Source organism: Porphyromonas sp. COT-052 OH4946 (genome assembly GCF_000765965.1).
Taxonomy (GTDB): Bacteria; Bacteroidota; Bacteroidia; order Bacteroidales; family Porphyromonadaceae; genus Porphyromonas; species Porphyromonas gulae.
The window spans coordinates 49,367-70,247 of the sequence record NZ_JQZY01000024.1; the positions used below are offsets into that span (position 1 = coordinate 49,367).

At 47.2% G+C, this 20,881-nt stretch carries 19 protein-coding genes; 4 read left to right on the forward strand and 15 right to left on the reverse strand.

Annotation, left to right across the window (positions count from 1 at the left end):
* Positions 1-31 precede the first annotated feature (31 nt).
* The 6 genes from HQ50_RS08385 to HQ50_RS08410 all read right to left on the reverse strand — a co-directional run bounded on the left by HQ50_RS08385 (position 32) and on the right by HQ50_RS08410 (position 10,794).
* Complete coding sequence (locus HQ50_RS08385; protein ID WP_081960073.1) at positions 32-3,253, reverse strand: choice-of-anchor J domain-containing protein; 3,222 nt, start codon at positions 3,251-3,253, stop codon at positions 32-34.
* 217 nt (positions 3,254-3,470) lie between these two features.
* Positions 3,471-4,502: a phosphatase PAP2 family protein gene (locus HQ50_RS08390; protein ID WP_039429696.1), complete on the reverse strand. Its 1,032-nt coding sequence runs from the start codon at positions 4,500-4,502 to the stop codon at positions 3,471-3,473.
* A complete protein-coding gene (locus HQ50_RS08395; protein WP_039429698.1) occupies positions 4,499-5,407 on the reverse strand; it encodes an exopolyphosphatase in 909 nt (302 codons plus the stop codon). The genes HQ50_RS08390 and HQ50_RS08395 overlap by 4 nt, the downstream gene beginning before the upstream one ends.
* A 146-nt stretch (positions 5,408-5,553) precedes the next feature.
* Positions 5,554-6,981 carry an aspartate ammonia-lyase gene (locus tag HQ50_RS08400; RefSeq protein WP_004583923.1) on the reverse strand — a complete coding sequence of 476 codons (1,428 nt, stop codon included), beginning with the start codon at positions 6,979-6,981 and terminating at the stop codon, positions 5,554-5,556.
* A gap of 245 nt (positions 6,982-7,226) precedes the next feature.
* Positions 7,227-8,045 carry a 3-deoxy-8-phosphooctulonate synthase gene (gene kdsA, locus HQ50_RS08405; protein WP_039429701.1) on the reverse strand — a complete coding sequence of 273 codons (819 nt, stop codon included), beginning with the start codon at positions 8,043-8,045 and terminating at the stop codon, positions 7,227-7,229.
* Positions 8,046-9,129: 1,084 nt separating this feature from the next.
* On the reverse strand, positions 9,130-10,794 hold the full coding sequence (locus HQ50_RS08410) for a nucleoside kinase (protein WP_081960074.1): 1,665 nt from the start codon (positions 10,792-10,794) through the stop codon (positions 9,130-9,132).
* A gap of 90 nt (positions 10,795-10,884) precedes the next feature.
* On the opposite strand from HQ50_RS08410, the gene HQ50_RS08415 reads away from it, so the two are divergent.
* From HQ50_RS08415 to HQ50_RS08425, 3 genes are all read left to right on the forward strand, one after another.
* Positions 10,885-12,012 (forward strand): hypothetical protein, encoded by a 1,128-nt coding sequence (locus HQ50_RS08415; protein WP_018965103.1) that lies wholly within the window; start codon positions 10,885-10,887, stop codon positions 12,010-12,012.
* A gap of 137 nt (positions 12,013-12,149) precedes the next feature.
* A complete protein-coding gene (locus tag HQ50_RS08420) occupies positions 12,150-12,650 on the forward strand; it encodes a co-chaperone YbbN (RefSeq protein ID WP_026292198.1) in 501 nt (166 codons plus the stop codon).
* A gap of 200 nt (positions 12,651-12,850) precedes the next feature.
* Positions 12,851-13,390 (forward strand): DUF805 domain-containing protein, encoded by a 540-nt coding sequence (locus HQ50_RS08425; protein ID WP_039429708.1) that lies wholly within the window; start codon positions 12,851-12,853, stop codon positions 13,388-13,390.
* Here HQ50_RS08425 and HQ50_RS08430 read toward each other — a convergent pair.
* The 9 genes from HQ50_RS08430 to HQ50_RS08465 form a co-directional block, all read right to left on the reverse strand.
* Positions 13,343-14,011 carry a TatD family hydrolase gene (locus HQ50_RS08430; protein WP_018965100.1) on the reverse strand — a complete coding sequence of 223 codons (669 nt, stop codon included), beginning with the start codon at positions 14,009-14,011 and terminating at the stop codon, positions 13,343-13,345. The two genes, HQ50_RS08425 and HQ50_RS08430, sit on opposite strands and share 48 nt — an antisense overlap.
* A gap of 28 nt (positions 14,012-14,039) precedes the next feature.
* The gene (yidD, locus tag HQ50_RS10870) at positions 14,040-14,270 is read right to left on the reverse strand and encodes a membrane protein insertion efficiency factor YidD (protein WP_021662452.1); all 231 of its coding nucleotides are present in this window, start codon (positions 14,268-14,270) and stop codon (positions 14,040-14,042) included.
* Positions 14,271-14,275: 5 nt separating this feature from the next.
* Positions 14,276-14,689, reverse strand: coding sequence for a ribonuclease P protein component (gene rnpA, locus HQ50_RS08435; protein WP_039429710.1), 414 nt, complete (start codon positions 14,687-14,689; stop codon positions 14,276-14,278).
* Positions 14,686-15,432, reverse strand: coding sequence for a uroporphyrinogen-III synthase (locus tag HQ50_RS08440; RefSeq protein ID WP_026292195.1), 747 nt, complete (start codon positions 15,430-15,432; stop codon positions 14,686-14,688). The genes rnpA and HQ50_RS08440 overlap by 4 nt, the downstream gene beginning before the upstream one ends.
* Positions 15,423-16,130 (reverse strand): DUF4271 domain-containing protein, encoded by a 708-nt coding sequence (locus HQ50_RS08445; protein WP_039429713.1) that lies wholly within the window; start codon positions 16,128-16,130, stop codon positions 15,423-15,425. The genes HQ50_RS08440 and HQ50_RS08445 overlap by 10 nt, the downstream gene beginning before the upstream one ends.
* Positions 16,131-16,180: 50 nt before the next feature.
* Complete coding sequence (locus tag HQ50_RS08450) at positions 16,181-16,399, reverse strand: hypothetical protein (RefSeq protein WP_018965096.1); 219 nt, start codon at positions 16,397-16,399, stop codon at positions 16,181-16,183.
* 32 nt (positions 16,400-16,431) lie between these two features.
* Positions 16,432-18,012, reverse strand: coding sequence for a peptide chain release factor 3 (locus HQ50_RS08455; RefSeq protein ID WP_039426760.1), 1,581 nt, complete (start codon positions 18,010-18,012; stop codon positions 16,432-16,434).
* A gap of 201 nt (positions 18,013-18,213) precedes the next feature.
* Entirely contained in the window at positions 18,214-18,864 is a 651-nt protein-coding gene (locus HQ50_RS08460) for an NYN domain-containing protein (protein ID WP_039429715.1), read from the reverse strand.
* 732 nt (positions 18,865-19,596) lie between these two features.
* Positions 19,597-19,977: a hypothetical protein gene (locus HQ50_RS08465; protein WP_018965093.1), complete on the reverse strand. Its 381-nt coding sequence runs from the start codon at positions 19,975-19,977 to the stop codon at positions 19,597-19,599.
* A gap of 54 nt (positions 19,978-20,031) precedes the next feature.
* Here HQ50_RS08465 and HQ50_RS08470 point away from each other — a divergent pair, with 54 nt between their 5' ends.
* Entirely contained in the window at positions 20,032-20,817 is a 786-nt protein-coding gene (locus tag HQ50_RS08470; RefSeq protein WP_039429719.1) for a formate/nitrite transporter family protein, read from the forward strand.
* Positions 20,818-20,881 lie beyond the last annotated feature (64 nt).

Sequence of the window (20,881 nt, forward strand, 5' to 3'; positions counted from 1 at the left end):
GTTGTGGCTCCCTTTCTTGGGGGGGGCGCTTTTAGCGGACGCTTATTTTTTGCCTAATGCCTCCTACCTGCACAACGTATAGGCCGGCAGCGATCGCGATCGTTGTTTCGCCCGCTATTTTTCCGGTCAGCAACATGCGTCCCTGCAAGTCGAATAAGCGCATCGTCTCAGGCTGAGAAGTCGCTATTCTGATCCGCCCCTCTTCTCCACTGATCTCTATCGTCTGTGCATCCGGCACAGCGAGGGCTGTCATCTCCACGGTCACGCACGCAGGATCGCTTTCGACGCCATCAATGACTGCGCGGACGCAGTATTCGCTCGTTTGGGCCGGAAGAGGTGTCGTAAAACTCGTTCCCTCAACATTGGCTTGAAGCAGTGAGCCGTCTTTGTAGATGTTGTAACACGGGGAAGCCTTTCCATAGACCCGGACTTGCGTTACTACCACGGCGAACATTTCCGACGAATCGTAATGACGGAATGCTACGTATTTGGTCCCTTCCGGCAGAATTAGTTCGCGCTCCTGGAATTGATACCAACGTCCATCTTTCATAACACCCTTTGAGCTTGGAGCAATAAGCATTTCGTCGAAGAGGTGGACAAAGTCCGCTGCCGATGTTCCCGCTTTAGAGATGAAGACACCATAGTGGTCCGGCCAATTATAATCGCCCGGTGTGACCAAATAGGTAATCCGGTTTGCTCCCGAGACCTCGGGCGTAATCAGGTAGTTGTCGGGATTAAGATCGGCGAGTCCATTCCATGATGAGAACGAAATGGCAACATGCAATCCGTCGTACAGATAACTATTGCCTCCCGCACGCCAACCATTCCCGTCCTCGTCAGCATCTATGGCTGTCCACCCGGTGGGTAGCAGAGAAACAGGATCGTACTCTGTAAAATCTTCTTTCACGAGTAGGATCTCCCCGTTAGTTTCCGAAGCTTCCCATTTGAGGGTCAATTGATCACCGTCAATCTCGTATGTCAGATTTTGAACGGGGGATGACTGTTCCGATTGGTCAAAATTTAGTTGTCTCTGGGATTGAGAGCCTCGAATTTCTTGACATATCTGTACGACATTCCCATCTACGATCTCACCACTATTGGTATCCTTAAGAAGAACAAGATAGTCGTACTTGTTGCCATTATTGTAACCTTCTGTAAAATTGAAGTGTAAGTGTATTTTGCTGAATGATTCAGGCGATAAGTCTAAACCTCGTAAGGTTGCATGTGGATCAATAATTCTGAATCTCCCTTGAGCATCTGGGATAGATCCCATACCTACAACCTCTACTGTTCCCTCAGATAATTGACATTGAAGATCGGGACTAAGGGTCATGGACACTTCACATTCATTTATAAGAGAGTTAACTCCTTCTTCGGAAATGAACTCTACTTGGTAATTCCTGTACTCATTTGTCATCGAATGCAAAAAAACAGTAACATCATTGATATTGGGTTCCTCTCCATTACGAAGTGTCGCGCTCGGAGGCAAACTTAGGATATTGCTCTTTTTGCAGATGAAATTATTGTTATTCTTAATCGTGTTATATAGGGCAAGATCCCCAGAATAGTTTGTTTGAGTTGAATCACGTGACGAAGTAATATTGGCAAACAATGCAAACTGCATCTTCTCTGTCGAGGAAATTTCTTCAAATAAATTAGGATTGGGAGTATTCCACTCAATAACGAGTACTACACTATCTCCAGGGTTTATCTGCGGAATAGCTATTTCTCCTATGTTTCCTCCAAAACTGCCATTCGCGGGATCTATGCCCAATGCATTAGGTGTCCAAGACAAAACGACTTTGTCTTGTCCGGAAGAGACAAGAGTCCCTCTATTATGTACCTTGACATAGACAAATGCTGGATTTTGACTATATATAGGATTCTCATGTTGTTCTACCGAATCATTTTGATTGCGTATCCATAGATCATTACTATTCCAATAATTCATTTTATGTGAAGTCTCCGGTTCTCTTCCTGTATCTTTGGGAGAATCGTGCGAGTACAGATCGTATACACCATTAATGAAAGTCCTTGTTCCTAGCATTGCCGGAATACTGGAATATTGTTGGGTTTCGCTATCCGAACCAAGAGCAAGACAATTCTGACGAGTTTCTTCCATAGAAATTACACCATCGTTATTCAGATCGGTACTAGCAAAATTCCCATAAGGAGACATTTGTGCAATACTCTCCATCCAATTATATAGAAATCCTTCGTACATATTATCTGCATTTGCGTGTGTCGCTTGGGAAGAAGAAGACGCTGTCATGATGATGCGATTTTCTCCTTGTAGGTCATCTACAAATCCTCCAGAGAAGCATTGACCCATTACGACAACCATACTTGCGACATTGATTGGAGCAAGCATTTCTTTTAATTCGTAATCTTGTAAAAAGAAAGAAGGTATATCTTCGAGTGCGGGTTCTTCATTTTCCATCCATAGGACAATAGAAGATTCTCCATCCTGATCTCCTTTATCTCCATGATCAGTCACGAAAATAATTAGGTTGTCTTTTGGACTGAGTTGTTTAGCCAAAGAGTCGAATACAGACCCAATAGCCGCTTTTGTCGCAGGATACTTGATATCAGGTATACCATCTCCATCCAAATCCAATGGAGAAGATATATAGCTATTTGGTCCAATAGCAAGGTCTTCTCCAGGATCTTGTCCATCAGACATGATTACAAATATATTTTTGTCTGGGACTTGATACTTATGCTTAAGAGTGCAATACATGTAAGAGCAATCGTTCCAATAAGTGGACCGATTTTTTTTCTTTGGACCTCCTCCGCTAATAATGACTGCATAGGTGTGGGATTGAGTGTTCGGAGGTCCGACAATGGTCCATCCACTATGCATTGTAGGAATGTTGAGAGAGCTTATATTCCCTCCTGTTTGAGACTCATAAACGAGATCAAAAACTGGAGCCATTGATTTTTCGAATCGATGAATAAGCCCACTATTACACTCAACAAAAACATATTCACAAGAGTGTGTCCAACCTTTCTTAGGCTCTTTATCCACAAAAACGAACCATGATTGGACACTTGGGGAAAGCAAAAAATCTTTCCCTGAGAACACACGAGTCTGAGGTGGGATGACATCCTCTTTGACAGCGAAATCAAAGGTTGAGCATTGCTCCCCATAAATGTTTTTCACTCGGGCGAGTGCTTCTGCTCGGGTCAGGCCTTGTGCAAGTAGAGACAGAGGCAGTACCAGCATAACGAGAAATGGAAGTAATCGTTTCATGACTATTGCATATTATATAGTGATTATGTGACTGATGCTCCCCCGAAACCAAGGGGAATCGAAGAATTGCGTGAATATAGATAAAAAAATCTTTTCGGCAAAATCGATGTAAGATTACGGATTCTGCACATTCCGGTAGTCGCAGGCGACAGGGAGAATTATCTGTACGCTGTAGACAGGTTCCTCCCTTGTTTTTGCCATTGTGAACTATCGGAAATTACACGCTTCCTGCTTGATGGTTACGACTCCATCTACCACTTATCTTGATGTCGATCCACGAATAGAGCTTATTTCCTCCGTAATAGAACAAAAGTCCCGTGGCCAATCCGGCCAATACATCGATGAAATAATGTGCCTGTATATAGACGGTCGCCAGTGTCAGGCAAATACCAATGGGCAGGAGATACCAGAATAACTTCCTGCTGCTTCGGTGGAAGAATGCGAAGATCACCGTCGTGATGCCCACATGACTACTGGGAAAAGCCGCAGTGGGGCGTTCGCCCATTTGCTGCGACATATTGACCAGACGATAGAACAGTCCCTGATGCGCCACCTCCATCTCTTGCAGCTCCGGGTGTGTGGCAAAGTACTGACCGATGGGTGGAAATCGCCCTGCCGCTACGCTATCCCAGCCGATGGCGGGGAAGTAGAATTGTGGCCCGGCTACCGGCAGGAGGGTATAGATCAGATAGTAGACATAAAAAGAGCCGAACAGCACGAAAGCCACACGTTCGGCCTGCCTGTAATTGGAGATATAGTAGAAGAGAATGACTCCGACGATAAGTGCATAATAGATGAAGTAGCCGAAGTGGAGCACTTCGCTTATTATCCAGTGAGGGAATAGCCGGCTGAACCAAATAGCCGGCTGACTGAAGCAAACGATCTGTTCGGCCCGGGCGAAGATATGATCCAGATTGTCGAAATGCTGATTGAAGAGAAAGGTCTCCGGATACCAATAGCTGAGCAGCATTAGCTGAAAGATGATACGCAGTGCCCAAGTGAATCGAGAAGGAGAGCGATAATAGAGCAGTGCGAATATGCCTGTTCCTACAAGTATTTCCGCCCGATTGAGAAGCAGTGTGTCGGCATCGGGCATGGTGGGGCGCATGATAAGGAGGATGATCCCCGTGATGATGACGTAAAGCAAAGCCAATACCTCTGTGAGGATCAGTAGCCGATTGGCATAGGCTTGCCCTACGGTGGCAGAGATTGTCCCTGCTTTCCTCCGCTGTTTCTGCTGTCGTTTCATGAGGGTCGAGACTGGTGGCGTGTATAGAGATCTTCGATGATACCATCTGCCAATCCTACGATAGGAGCAATGATGGTTTTGGCTTCGGTAATGTCCGCCACCTCAAGGAAAATCTCGGCTGCCGGGATGATTACATCCGCGCGGTCGGGTTTGAGGTGGAAGCGCACCATTCGTTCTTCTGTGGAAATAGGCTTGAGCAGGTCGTAGGTCTTGTGAAGTGCTTCTACCGGCATGATGCTATAGCGAGAAGAACCCCTGTCCGATCCGCTCAGACGGACAAGGCGATTGATATTGCCTCCCGTACCGATGATCGTAATGTCGGTATATTCTTTTGCAATGGCCATGAGTTCCGAGCGGAATGCTTCCCGGACATGGGGGCGAACCTTTTCGTTGAGCAGACGTACCGTACCGATGTCGAACGACTGCGAATGCTTGACATGAGTGTCGGAGAAAAGTGTAAGCTCGGTACTACCTCCACCGACGTCCAGATAGATGTAATTGCCTCCGTCGGAAATAATCTGTTCGATATGATTGTCCGAGACGAGGCGGGCCTCCTCATCCCCATCGATGATGTCTATATGGATACCCGTCTTCTCTCGGATCTGTGCTATCACGGCTTCGGCATTCGATGCGTCTCTCATGGCGGAGGTGGCACAGGCACGATAGTCCTTTACCCGGTATATCTGCATCATCTCATTGTATGCCCGCATGAGCCGTACCATGTTGTCTACCTTTTCCTCTCCTATGTATCCTTTGGTAAAAGAGTCTTCGCCCAGACGGATGGGGACTCGCATGATCAGCACCTTGCTGAGAGGTTCCTCCATCCCTTCGCTATTGACACATTTGATCAGCAGGCGCACGGCATTCGAGCCGACGTCTATGGCGGCATAATGTACCTTTTCCATTCCTTAATGCTTAGTCGGGCAAAGATAGTCGTTAGCGTTCATTCCCACATCCATCTCTCCGCATGGTATAAAGTCAAACGAAAAGGGCTGCGCGAACAGGAGTCTCTCCTCCTCGCACAGCCCCGTTTCATATTTCGCTAAAGGGGTCAGCGACGCGGTTTGATGTCGAGCTTGACCGGCTTGATCATATTCTCCGGTGAGAGTATCGTATCCAGATCCTCTTTCGACAGGATGTCGTGCTCCAAGACGAGGTCGTAAACGCCGCGTCCCGTTTCCATCGCTTCCTTGGCGATCTTGGTCGAATTCTTGTAGCCGATGATCGGATTCAGAGCCGTCACGATACCGATGCTGTTGCGGATATACCCGCGGCATTCGTCTTCGTTGGCCGTGATGCCATCGATACAGAGCGTACGCAGCGTATCGAATCCGTTCATGAGCAGATCCGAACTTTCGAAGCAGCACTGTGCCATCACAGGCTCCATCGCATTCAGCTCCATTTGGGCTGCATCGCCTGCCATCGTTACGGTCAGGTCGTTGCCCATCACCTTGTAGCAGATCTGATTCATTACTTCCGGAATCACAGGATTCACCTTACCCGGCATGATGGATGAACCCGGCTGCATGGCGGGCAGATTGAATTCGTGCAGACCGCAGCGAGGACCACTGGCAAGGAGACGCAGGTCGTTGCAAATCTTGTTCACCTTCACGCAGATACGGCGCAAGGCAGACGAATATCCTACCATCACGGAAGTATCGCTCGTAGCTCCCACCAGATCGGCACTGAGACGAATGTCCCAGCCGGTGACTTCGCGAAGGGCCTCTATGCAGTATTCGGCATAGTTCGGCTGAGCGCAGATACCCGTGCCGATAGCCGTAGCACCCATGTTCACGGTCAGGAACTCTTCGGCAGCAAAGTCGAGATTTTTGATTTCATCCTGCAAGATGGAAGCAAATCCGCCGAACGTCTGTCCCAGAGACATGGGCACAGCATCTTCGAGCTGAGTACGTCCCATCTTGAGTACATGGGCAAATTCGCGACTCTTGGCACGCAGCGACTCGATGAGATCCAGAAGATGGGGGCGGAACTTCAGATATGTAGCGTAAAGGCCGAGGTGGATAGCTGTCGGATAAGCATCGTTGGTACTCTGCGAGCAGTTCACGTGATCATTGGGCGAGAGGTGGGCAAACTCGCCGGCCTCGTGTCCCATGATCTGCAACGCACGGTTGCAAATCACCTCGTTGGCATTCATATTCGTGGTCGTTCCTGCACCACCTTGGATCATATCCACGGGGAAATGCTCGTGGTGCTTGCCTTCGAGAATTTCCTTGCAGGCTTTCACGATGCCGTCTTTCTGGGCATCGGTCAGCAGACCGAGGCGATGATTGGCCACTGCAGCCGCCCATTTCGTCATGGCCAAGCCATTGATAAACAGGGGATAATCGTTCAGATGAAAATTGCTGATAGGGAAGTTTTCTATACCACGCAGCGTCTGTACGCCATATAGAATATGGCCGGGTATCTCGCGTTCTCCGATAAGATCGCTTTCGATACGTGTAGTCTTTTTTAATTCCATAAAAGGGGAATAGTATTTGATTCTTTTTTATAGTTGCACAAAGATACAAGTTATTTATGTACAGCCAAGAGAGGGATGCTGCGACTCTCGCTATGGAAAGGGGAGTTCACCGGTTGGGGATATAATGTCGGGATCTCTAAGGAAGAGCGAATAAGCCTCGTTTCCTCCTCGATCATATTTCTTTTCGGTTCCCGACAGCACCTTCCTAATATGTGTGATCGGCCGATAAGAGGCTGCTTGCAGGCTCAATCCCTGATTGCTGCCCGTATGCGCATCAACTTCGTGAGCAGCCCTTCGAGCAGATCCAGTCGGAGCATGTTGGCTCCATCGCTTTTGGCCGAAGCAGGATCAGGGTGGGTCTCGATGAAGAGACCGTCCGTACCTACGGCTATGGCAGCCTTCGCGATGGTCTCTATCAACTCGGGTTTTCCCCCCGTTACGCCACTACCCTGATTGGGTTGCTGGAGCGAGTGGGTCACATCCATTACCACGGGAAAGCCCAGCGAACGCATCGTGGGAATATTCCGGTAGTCCACCACCAAATCCGTATAGCCGAAGGTATTGCCACGCTCGGTCAGAATCACTTGGCTGTTGCCGCTGTCCAGGCACTTTCGTAGCACGAAAGCCATGGCTTCGCCCGACAGGAACTGTCCTTTCTTCACATTGACGATTCGCCCTGTGCGGGCAGCCGCCACGATCAGATCCGTCTGTCGGCAGAGGAAAGCCGGTATCTGGAGTACGTCCACGTACTCGGCGGCCATAGCCGCTTCGTGAGTCTCATGTATGTCCGTGACCGTCGGAACACCGAACTCCCGGCCTACCTTGCCCAGAATGCGAAGAGCCTTTTCGTCGCCTATGCCGGTGAAGGAATCTATACGCGAGCGGTTGGCCTTGCGGTACGATCCCTTGAATATATAGGGGATGCCCAGTCGGGAAGTCACCTCTACTATTCGCTCTGCGATGTGCAGTGCCATGTCTTCGCTCTCTATGGCACAGGGTCCTGCCATCAGAAAGAATGAGTCCGCTGTCTGTAGTCTCTCGTATAAGGAGTTGGAGTTCGTCATCGTTTCGGAAGTTATAAATCGTTTCTGTCAGCCAAAAGTACAAAAAGCCCTTCCTTAATCAATAGAGAGTAGCTGATTCCGTCGATCGGCCGGCCAAGAATCAAGAGGAAAAAGTGCTCAGAACAAGTAAAAAATGACCGTCACGGCTATGGATGAATGAAGAACGGCAACCTGTTTTCTCTTTCGTTATTATGATGAGTATAAGGTAAAAGCAAAATCTTTCGGCATGGGTCATTTTCGAGACTAAAAAAACGGAATATTCACCGAAAAATATGCGCCAAAAAAGTTTTCAACAACGAAGAAATGTTTGGAATGATTCCAAATAAGCACTTCTGAGAGATCGGAATTCGAAGGAAAAGGGATCGCATGACAGCCTTTTTCAGATCGAAGAGCTCTTTTTATTAGTTCGATGAACAATCTATATACAAATCATTTTCGATTTATATATAAATCGTTTTCATTTTGTATATAAATGATTTTCAATAAATATATGAATCGAAAATGATTTGTATATAAATTGCAACTCCCCAAAGGCTTTTTCTTGAGTGGATAAAACAGAGGCACCCGTCGGATTTTCCCTTGAATCCGACGGGTGCCTTATGTATCAGGTGAGCTATCGAAAGACTATACGGCCTTACTCCTCATAGAATACCCCCCTTGTCCGCATGCTGCGATGGCATATGCTTATACAGGCAGGACACGATAGACCTACGACCAAAGGTGTAATATAGGAATCGGAGTACATATCTGTTTTCATTGGGTTGCGAGTAAAGTATTTTCGTTGATAAATTAGCTTTCTCCAATATATGGACATACATTCATGAGGTTTTTTTCATCGCTCTGCAAAAGTAGCAAAAAAGCTCCATCCCGATGAGTCCGATTCGGATACTCAATCAGGTGTACAAATAAAAATACGAACCAATGGCTTTCGCTCTTGGTTCGTATTTTAATGAATTGAGGTCGGTTATATAGCCCGACTACGTCGTTTCGTTTGCTGAAAATATGCCGAGATATGACTCAGCCGATGTCTTCAAATGTTAGCCAAGTCTCGGTTTGTTTCCTGCTATTAGGGCCTGATTCGGCATCAGTAGTGGAATGTGCTTCCTCCGAGGAATTCACGCATCAGAGAGTTGTTCGGGAGCAGACGTGCCGGTATCATGCGGAAACTGCTCAAAAAGCGTAGTAATCTGCGGGCTTCAGCATATTCCGGTTCGTTACGAGGGATTGCCTGTAAGATCGGCTCCGCATAAGCTCGCAAAACTGCCAACTCGTAGAGCATAGCACTATTGAACATGACATGTGCATTCTCTTGGAACGGGAATACCCATTTTTCCTCTCCTCGCCGGACACTCTGCCAACGACGCAATGTATCCAGACCGGAGTAATTGCGATAGCGATAGTCACGCACCAATCGCCTGATCAGTCGGTTGTCTGTACTGGGGATCCGATTGTGTGCATCCAATCCTATTGCTGTGAGAGCACTCACATAGATCTTATACGTACTTGATTCTGGCACACCGGGTATCAGTTCCGGATTCAGTGCATGAATGCCTTCGAGGATCAGGATGTCTCCGTCTTTCAGCTGTATGGTATTTCCTTTGTACACCCTCATGCCGGTTGTGAAGTCATAGGTGGGCAGACTCACTTCCTCGCCGGCGATCATCTGCTTCAGATCCTTATTGAAAAGAGGTAGATCCAATGCGTAGAGCGATTCGAAATCATAGTCTCCGGATTCATCCCGTGGCGTATCCTCGCGGTTGATGAAATAGTCATCAAGCGAAAGTCCGTAGGGGCGAATATAATTGGTCAGGAGCTGCGTTTGCAGTCTTTTGCAGAAAGTAGTTTTACCCGAGGAAGAAGGTCCCGATATCAGTACTACCCTGACGCCTTCCTTATATTTATGTGCTATATCATCAGCTATAGCGGCGATCTGCTTCTCCTGCATAGCTTCCGACACTTGTACCATCGTGGATATGTCGTTTCGGTCGATAGCCTTGTTCAGGCTGCCCACGTGGGTCACTTGCAGAATATCCAAAAGCCGATCGTGGTCGGCGAATACCTGCCTCATCATCGGTTGTGGCACGAATGGTGCCAGCTCCTCCGGCTTGTCCCGTCTCGGTATACGAAGAAGTACGCCATCCAGATAAGGCTCCAATCCGAACAACCCGATATAACCGGTCGAGGGAGTGAGGCTACCATAATAATGATCGGGGTAGCCATCCAAATCATAATAACGCGAATAAGGCATACCGCTGGTCTCCAGCAAATCGGCTTTGTCCTGATAACCCATCGAACGGAACATGGCCGCCACCTCTTCGGTGCGCTCGCAATGTGCTTGGAAGGGTATGTCTGCGGCTATAAGCGACTCCATTCGCTCCTTGATCCGCACGATCTCTCCGGGTGTGATGATGTGGGCATTTTTGATCTGACAATAGTAGCCGTTGGACAATGAATGCTCGATGAAGAGCTTACTTCCGGGCAATATGTCTGCAACAGCCTTGCTTAGTATGAAGCTGAGCGTTCGGACGTAAGTTCGCATACCCGATTCGTCCGAAAAAGAGGCGAACAGGACATCGGACGGTTCGTATAGTCTGAAGCCGAGATCTCGGGTACAATGATTGACTTGTGCATTGAAGGGACGAAAGCCCAAATCGTCTTGAAAGTGCTCTGCCACTCGCTCTAAAGATATGCCATGGGGAAACTCTTCGTAGCGATCGAGATTGTCACAGTAGATGCGGATTTTATCCATAATGATTAACTATTTCAGTTATATTTGTGCGTGAAAGGTACGAAATCTGGCGTAACCTTCGACTACTTAGGTAAACCAAACACAAGTTTTATGGCTGTAGAAATAAGAGAAGTATTGGACAAAGCCGAACTGAAGAAATTCGTTCAGTTCAATATAGATCTCTATAGAAATAATCCCTACCACGTGCCGGGGCTGATCGATGATGAGATGATGACCTTGGACAAAGATCGCAATCCGGCTTTTGAGTTCTGCGAAGCCATCTATTTCTTGGCTTATCGTGAAGGGCGGATCGTGGGACGCATCGCCGGTATGATCAATCACCGTGCGAATGAAACTTGGAATCAGAACAACGCTCGCTTCGGATTCGTCGATTTTATCAACGACAATGAGGTCGTAGATGCCCTTTTCCATGCCGTATCCGAGTGGGCGCGCTCCAAGGGAATGGATATGCTGCAAGGGCCAATGGGATTCACTGATATGGACCACCAAGGGATGCTTATCGAAGGCTTTGACCAGCTGGGTACGATGGCTACCATTTACAACTACGCTTATTACCCCAAACAGCTTGAGCGTCTGGGATTCATCAAAGATCAGGATTGGAAGGAGTATAAGATCTTCGTACCATCGGAAATTCCGGAAAAGCACCGTCGCATTTCCGAGATCGTACGCCAAAAGTACGGACTCAAGACACTCAAATTCCGGACACGCAAAGAGGTCATGCCCTATGCCCACCGCATATTCCGCACCCTCAATAAGGCTTATAGTCAGCTTTACGGCTTCTCCGAATTGTCCGAAGCTCAAATAGACTACTATGTCAATATCTATATCCCGATGGTGCGGCTCGACTTCGTGACGGTGATCGTCCGTGAAGAAGACGACGAAGTGATTGCTTTCTCCATCACCATGCCCAATCTCAGCCGAGCACTCAAGAAAGCAAAAGGAAGTCTCTGGCCTTTCGGATTCGTCCATCTTCTCAAAGCTCTCAAGGGTAGACCTCGTGTGGTCGATCTGTACTTGATCGGCGTATTGCCGGAATATCAAAACAAAGGTGTGAATGCCCTTATCTTCGATGATATGATCCCTATCTTCCAAAAGAACGGAGTGGAGTATGCAGAGAGCAATCCCGAATTGGAAACCAATATGGCCGTACAGATGCAGTGGAACTACTTCGAACGTAAACACCACAAAACGCGTCGGGCATTTATCAAACGGCTCTGAAAACACAGGCTGATATGGTGTCGGCAGTTGCCGATGGCAGTATTTTTTGAGGAAGCGGCCGGAAAGGAAATGAACTTTTTGGCTGCTTTTTCGTTTTTATAAGCAAGTAGAACAAGAACAAACTCAAACGAAACAAGATGAAAAAGAACATTTGCACAAAAGCCATCCTCTTGGCTTCTCTGCTGCTCCTCTCAGTCGGGACAATGACTGCATCCTGTACTTCCAAGAATGACACTCGTCAAGAAGAAACCGTCTCTGCCGATAGCAAGGGAGAGAAAGGAGGCAAAATCATCCATATCACGGCTGAATACATGCGCGAACATATATATGATTACACAGCCAATCCCCAAGAATGGGTCTATAAAGGTGATAAGCCTGCTATTATAGACTTCTATGCCGACTGGTGTGGCCCGTGCCGCAGCCTTTCGCCCAAATTGGAAGAGGTGGCCAAGAAATATGCCGGTAAGCTCACCGTCTATAAAATCAATGTGGACAAAGAAAAAGAGTTGGCAGGGATTTTCGGTGTCAGAAGCATTCCGATGGTTCTTTTCGTACCGGTAAAAGGAATACCGACACAAACGATGGGCAATCTGCCGATGGAGAACATCGAAGAGGCTATTGCCAAGATCATGCAATAATCAGAGTCTCACCACAAAGAGACCATAAAGACAAAAGCCTGTCCGTGTATGCCCTATCGGCAAAGCATGGACAGGCTTTTTCGTGGCTAGTCCTCAGCCACCGTTATATGAGATTTATATTCGCAGCTTCTATCTACCCGCCAAAAAGATATATTTTTGCCGATGAAATAATTGTCTCCCCTTTCTTATCTTTTACCACTATGCGTTGGTTCATACTTTGTCTCCGCAAATATGTCGACTTCAAGGGCCGTGCCCGTCGGAAAGAGTTCTGGTTCTTTACCCTGTTTTATCTCATTGCTTTGATTATACCGCTGGCAGTGGCCATCCCTCTTGCTGTCATTTTTCGTCATACGATCGATACAAATCTTGCTGTAAGAATATTCACGGTCGTGGAGGTCTTGGTGTATCTTTCCCTCTTGTTACCGGCTTATGCCGTAACGGTCAGACGTCTGCATGACACGAATAGAAGCGGTCTATGGGTACTGGCATCGATTGCCCCAAGGGTTTTAGCAGAAGGTTTAACTGCAATTTTCGGTCAGCGATGGCTTCTTCAGATTATCGATGGAGAGTTTCCGACCTTGTTGATGATCAACATGTTCCTGGGCCTTACCAATCTTTGCGTCTCTATCCTTATTCTGATCATGATGTGCGAAAAAGGTACAAAAGGTGAAAATCGCTTCGGCCCCGATCCCCTATCGGACGGAAGCGAAATGCTTATGGAGGCTGAGTCGGGGAAATAGGCCTGCCCCCAATGCAAGAGTATGGCGTTGAAGCTCTTGCAAAGAACAGCCGATACACTCAGCTGCCTCATAATACCATTCCCGAATATCCTTGATATTCTCATCGGTTTCCAGCAGAGCGATACCGGATTCATAAGAAAGACGAAGAGCCTCGGGACTGAACCGGCAACCAAAGCTCAGAAATAGACCCGCATGAATAAGCTGCCGGGCCTGTTCTTCTCCTCCCCGAAAACCATGAACGATCCACGGCTGTGAAGGCTTTACCTGCTTTTTGATCGCCAAAAGATCATCCCATGCTCGTACTATGTGCAGTAACACCGGTATGCCAAACTCTTCGCTCAGATCGATTTGATCGAGGAAAGCCTTTCGTTGCCTTTCGTACGGTGTACTGCACACCTTATCCAGCCCACATTCTCCCAGAGCAACAACCTCGCTGCAGCCCAATCCTTCACGAACAGCAACCAACTCTCCGCTATAATCCTCGGATACACTCCACGGATGAATGCCGATGGAGCAAAAAGTATTCGGAGATATGGTTTCATTCGGTTGTAGATTCCGAATTCGAATGATCTCGTTATCATTGCGAGCCGACGAATGGGTATGAATGTCGAGAAATACCATATACCAGAGATTAAGTGAAGAAAACTTTTTACGGAACGGGGTCATAGCCGCTTCCACCCCACGGATGACAGCGGAGAATACGCTTGATGCTCAGCCATAGCCCTTTGCCCGGGCCATATTTGCGTAAGGCTTCGATGGCATAGGACGAACATGAGGGGGTAAACCGGCATGAAGGCGGTGTAAGTGGCGATATAAATCGCTTGTAGAAGAAAATGGGGAGTAGTAAGAGTTGCACGAGAAAAGCCTTGATCAGTCGCATGGTATTTATTCGCTTTTCAATGCCGATGAAGGTATATTTCCGGCAATTCTGATCAGACTCTTTTGCATCGCTCTCTCCACTGTACGAAAGTCGGGAAGCTCATCCGATACTATCATAAATGCAATAGTAGCATAGATCTGTCTCTCCTGGAGGACATCGTTCAGGAGGTGTTTGTTGAGCCGATACGCCTCCCTGACCAAACGCTTGGCCCTATTGCGCTTCACGGCTCGCCTAAACCTTTTCTTCGCTACGCTTACCAGCATGGAGGAATATGCAGCCCGATGCTCCGATCCCAGGCGGTAGACTACGCGTAGGGGATAAACGACAAACGCCTTGCCTTCGCCAAAGACCGTATTGATCTCATCGCGAAGATAGAGGCGTTCGCTTTTGGATAGGCCGAATGTAGCCGGAGAGGTCATTTCCCGTTGAGGTAATCCTCCAATGCCATAGCCATAGAAGGATATTGCTCGGTCGGCGCAGACAGATCGAGCCGCAGACCTGCTTCTTCGACGGCCTTGGCTGTCGTGGGACCGAAAGCTCCGATCTTGGTCTTACCCTGCTCGAATTTGGGGAAGTTTTTCAGCAGGGCCGTAATACCCGAAGGACTGAAAAATAATATCATATCGTGATCCAATGCCTCATCCGGTCCGAAATCATTGCTGACCGTACGATACATAATGGCTGGACTGAAACTTACCTTTTTGGCCGTAAGCATATCCAGCAAGTCGTGCTTATGCTCCTCAGCCAAGGGGACGAAGTAGGTTTCTTTGTTATGTTTGCTGATAACCGTCAGGAGATCTTCCAGTTTGCCCGTTGCTCCGAAAAAAATCTTCCGTTTGCGATAGACGATATGCTTCTGCAGATATACTGCTACCGATTCGCTTACGCAGAAGTACTTCATCGTCTCAGGTACGGTGACTCTCAATTCTTCGCACAAACTGAAAAAATGGTCGATAGCTGTACGTGCAGTGAAGATGATGGCCGAATGGTCCAAAATATTCACTTTCTGATTGCGAAATTCTCTGGTACTGACGGATTCTACTTGGATGAAAGGACGAAACACGACCTCACAGCCATGTTTCTGAGCAATATCGTAATAAGGCGACCTACCCGCTACGGGTTGTGGCTGTGAAACGAGTATCTTCTTTACTTTTACTGCCATAGAGCCATTATCTCTTTATTGTTTACCGACCACTCCAATAGGGCAATCAAGTAAACCAACGGTAAAATTTCGTGGGCACAAAGGTACAAAGAAAGGTGGAAAAAACCTACTTCCCTGATCGAGAAGAATCGTATCGTTTTAGCGATAAGCACCAATCTCCACAGTATAAAAATGACTGGTAATAAGTAGCTTAGCCAGTATAATTGTGGCATATAAAGATAGATGACCGCAACGGGAAAAAGGAGCATCCCCCACATCCATTCGAGCAATGCGTAGCCCCCTCTCCAGATCATCTTAGTCTCACGATCTGCAAAGAAATAGCACCACAAGGCATAAAACATCCTCCACAGCCAAAAGAAAAAACAGAACAGGAAGAAGAGCAAAGCCAAGAAAAAAAGACTTTCCCACAAATCTAAATCGGTGAGTTGCCCCTTGTCGTCCAATATAAGGAAACAACAGATCGAGAGCAACAACGTGCTTTGGATACGGCCGATAAAGACGAAAAGTCGATAACTGATATACCGTGGCATACGAGCCAGAAAGACTCGCTCCTGACCATACAAAACGGCATTGGACAAGCGGAGGAAAAAGTGTGGAATACGGGTTGCGACCACGCCCAGAGCACTGAACAGCAAGAGTATCAGGCTGATCAATACGTCGTATATGATCTGTCCGGTCCAAAAAGGTAGTCCTGTCATTGCCTTCTCCTCATTGATTACTCTCCGGCTCAGCTGCCACTCCCTACCGGTTAGGATTCGCCCGCAGCATCGTTGCGATTGTTCCTCTTCCGGATCAGCTCTCCTATAAGACTGGCACCTACGGCTCCGATAGCGATCCAGAGAGCCTCCATCTTGCTGCTCAAAAGGCCTGCCCAAATCAGGATGAGGCCAATGAAAAAGACAAACAATCCAAGGATCAAGGATGCAATCGCATGCGCCAGTATCTTACGTCTTTTGTTCCTGTCCATCTGTTTTTCCGATTTATCCTGTCTCAATCATCCTAAAACTCGGATGTGAAGTGGAAACGTATATCGGGAAAATCCTGCTGTGCCATGTTCAGCACATAGCCCGAGTCCGCCAAATATACATCTCGTCCAGCAATATCTTTCGCCATATACTGCGATTTTCGCTTCTTGAAAGCCTCCAAAGCCTCCGGTTTGTCACTGTCTATCCAGCAGGCTTTGTACAGGCTGATCGGTTCCCAACGACACTGCGCTCCGTATTCATGCAGCAGACGGTATTGGATCACTTCGAACTGCAGCTGCCCCACGGTCCCGATAATCTTGCGTCCGTTGAACTGGTTGGTGAATAGCTGTGCCACGCCTTCGCCCATGAGCTGGTCGATCCCTTTGGCCAACTGCTTGGCTTTCATCGGATCCTGATTTTCAATGTACTTGAATAGCTCCGGCGAGAAGCTTGGCAAACCGCGGAAATGAAGCTCTTCGCCGGCTGTCAGCGTATCCCCAATCTGAAAATTGCCGGTATCGGGCAGACCGATAATATCACCGGCATAGGCTTCGTCCACTGTCTCCTTGCGCTGCGCCATAAAAGCTGTAGGACTGCTGAATCGAAATTGTTTGGCGAGACGGATGTGCTTGTAGTTCGTATTTCGTTCGAACCGACCGGAACAAATCTTCACGAAAGCAATACAGCTGCGATGGTTGGGATCCATGTTGGCATGTATCTTGAAGACAAAACCCGTAAATCCCTCCTCATGCGGATCCACTTTCCTCTCCACGGCAGTCACCGGCTGGGGGGAAGGAGCAATCTCGACGAAACAGTTCAGCAGCTCCTGTACACCGAAGTTGTTGAGTGCTGAGCCGAAGAACACCGGAGCAAGCTGTCCAGCCAGATATTCCTCTTTGTCGAAAGGTGGATAAACGCCATCGATCAATTCGATGTCCGCACGCAACTTATAGGCCTGACTCTCACCGATATATTGTTCCAACTCGGACGAACTCAGATCCTTGAAAGCCACGCTCTCCGTGATGCGCTGCTTGTCCGGGGTAAAGAGATTCAGCTCCTCCTCGTATATGTTGTACACGCCTTTGAATCGGGCACCCATATCGATAGGCCAGGAGAGGGGCCGCACACGGATCTGAAGCTCTTCCTCCACCTCGTCCAGCAGATCGAAGGGATCCTGTCCCTCACGGTCCAGCTTATTGATGAAGACGATAACGGGAGTCTTGCGCATGCGGCAAACCTCCATCAGCTTGCGCGTCTGCGTCTCGACCCCCTTGGCGCAGTCGATGACGATGATCACACTGTCCACAGCAGTAAGCGTACGGAAAGTATCTTCCGCAAAATCTTGGTGGCCGGGCGTATCGAGGATGTTGATTTTGTAGTCCTTGTAGTTGAATCCCATGACGGAAGTTGCCACCGATATACCACGCTGACGCTCTATCTCCATCCAGTCGCTGGTAGCCGTTTTCTTTATCTTGTTGCTTTTGACCGCTCCTGCCACATGGATAGCACCTCCGAAGAGCAAGAGTTTTTCCGTCAGAGTCGTTTTCCCCGCATCCGGATGACTGATAATGGCGAAAGTACGCCGAGCGTTTATTTCTTCCGAGTAAGCACTCATATTTCGGCTGATTCTATATTTAGGTCGCAAAGGTAGTCAAACTTGTCCGTAGGGCAGGAAACGGCTTTTTTATTTTCTCGCAAGGGATGATACCCAAATAGGAAGGGAGGCATCCGAATTGTTCGGTATACCTCCCTTTATTATTATTTTAGGTGTCATAGCCGGTAGTGCATAATTATTTTAGCTTCCCATTTGCGAATTTCATTGATACTCTTTCCATTCTTTCGGTATTTGCAAGTCATAGTTGGATAGTGTAAGGTGAACGGTATCAGGGAAAAGGCTGTTGCGGAACCGGCTTTCGTAGCGTTTCAATTGAGTCGGTTGTCCAATTCCCATTGAAGCTAAATTGCTTGAGTACTGATTGGGTGGAAAATAAACAAACACTTTTTGTCGCGCCTGTGTTGCAAGCTCTATAGCCAGAATCATATCACTGTCGGCGGAAACAACGATAGCCACATTGCAAATCTTTTCATAGGCATCTGCAACAATCTGTGTCGCAATTCTCACATCCGTTTCTTTCTCTTCATACGTATGAATAATGTTCCCACACTTAAAACAGGTGATCTCTTTCTTCAGATATTTACCTAAGATTAAACGGAATTTCGGATTCTCTTTATTTGCTTGAAAGAAAGCATTCTGACGGCGACTCTGTTCCAGATCATCAGGCTTGGCTGAAAAATATTTGACTGCGATCAATTCCTGATTAGGGCGCATGAAACTTTCAAATAACTTGACTATATCAAGCCAATAGTATTTCCGCCACCGTTTGGTGGATTTCAATCCATAGTAAAAGTTGAAACCGTCAATGTAGACAATAACCTTTTGTTTTTCTTCTGTTTCCACAACTATCATAAAAGATAAGCCACCCCATTACTGAGGTGGCGAGCCTTAGTATTTTCCACCTAAGGGCGATAATCTAATGCAAACTTAAACATTTCTTTTTGTTCGGCAAAACTTTACACATGCTATGCAATTTTGCGCAAGTTTAAGAGACATGAGCAAACCTCCGATCTGTTTTGGATTCCCTCGAATGGAGCTTTTTGCTACATTTGTATGCCGATAGCCACTTGCATGCAGCAAGCAGTTATATACACGAATAGAGACTTCGGCTCCCTTGTAAAACTCTTTGATAAATGATTAAATGACAATGAATATCTACACTCAACTCCCATACTCATCCATCACCGGATCCGCTTCCCTGTATAGTTCTGTACGGTCTTGTACTCCTCGTCTCTCATACTTCCAAGAAGGCGATGCTTACCCCCATGATGAATAGCATGGAATAACGTCACTATCATACTCTAAAAGCATAAGGCACGCGCCCAATTCGGCCACGAATCGGGTGCGTGCCTCTTTTATTTCAGCTCCTACATTGGCCCTTCTCAAGCTACAATTTCTATATAAATCATTTCCGATTCATATATTTATTGAAAATAATTTATATATAAAACGAAAAAGATATATATACAAAACGAAAACACTTAATATATAGATTGCTATTCGAACTAATGAAAAAGGCTTTTCGATCTGAAAAAATCTGTTTCCCTTTCTTTTTTGTCTTGCTTTCGGCTTCCTTACGGGTGCTTATTTAGAACCATTCCAAACACTTCTTCGTTGTTGAAAACTTTTTTTGCGCGTGTTTTTGGGGGCAAAACTTATGGCTTTTGAGACCGCCGGATTGTGAACGTAATCCTTGACTTTGACGCTTTTGGGCTTATTCATTATCTTTGGCGGCTCCAATTCCTCCTTATATATAGCAAAAACTGAAAGTAAGGGGGAGTCAATTGCAGAGGTCAGACCTTGCTGTACATCAGTGAAAATACGGATGAGGTAGTTGCCCCTGTCGGTTCGCAAGGCCTTTTTGATGCTTACCGCTTCGATGGGAAAGAGTTTGTCCTCTCCGATAGCAGTTTTAATTAGATACTGTATTATTTTCGTAACAGGTAGTAAAGCGTATTGCTTCATACCGAAAGAGATACTCGTTTTTTCAATACAACATCATATAAAGAGATCAGAGAGATGGTAAGGAATCCGAAAGAAGTACTCGAACAGACCTACAGCATGGCTGCAGGCAAATATGCCAAGACATGGTATCAGATATTTTGGTTGGGCATCATGGCCGGAGCATACATTGCTATCGGAGGTTTTTTGTCCCTGTTGGTAGGCAAAGGTTTTCCCGAGATGGCCGAAGCCAATCCGGGACTGGCCAAACTGCTGAGTGGGGCGATGTTCCCCGTCGGCTTGATTCTTGTGGTACTTACCGGAGCCGAGTTGTTCACCAGCAATAATGCCGTACTGATTCCTGCCGCCGTCAAAGGTCGCATCCCACGTCTCTTCCCACTCAAGCTCTGGACGGTGGTCTATGTAGCCAACTTTATCGGTGCTTTCTTTTTCACCTATTCCCTTGTCCATTTGGCCGGCTTCGTCGATGCGGATCCTTGGCATAGTGCCATTGTCCATCTGTCGGAAGACAAAACCTCTCTGCCTTTTCATGTAGCATTTCTTAGGGGAATCGGTGCTAACTGGTTAGTTTGTCTGGCCGTTTGGCTGGGGCTTTCGGCTCATGACTTTACGGGCAAAATGTTCGGTATCTGGTGGCCGGTGATGGCATTCGTGGCTATGGGATTCGAACACTCCATTGCCAATATGTTCTATATTCCACTCGGCATACTGCAAGGGGCCTCCGTCAGCTGGGGCAGCTTCGTGATCGACAATCTGCTGCCCGTCACCATCGGAAATATCGTCGGCGGTGCACTCTTTGTCGGCTTCTTCCACGTCCATATATTCGATAGAGGAGGAAAGTAGAAAAAAGGCTTTGCTCCAAGTGGCATATCAGACACCATCTTGCCTGATGTTTCAAGAGAGGATT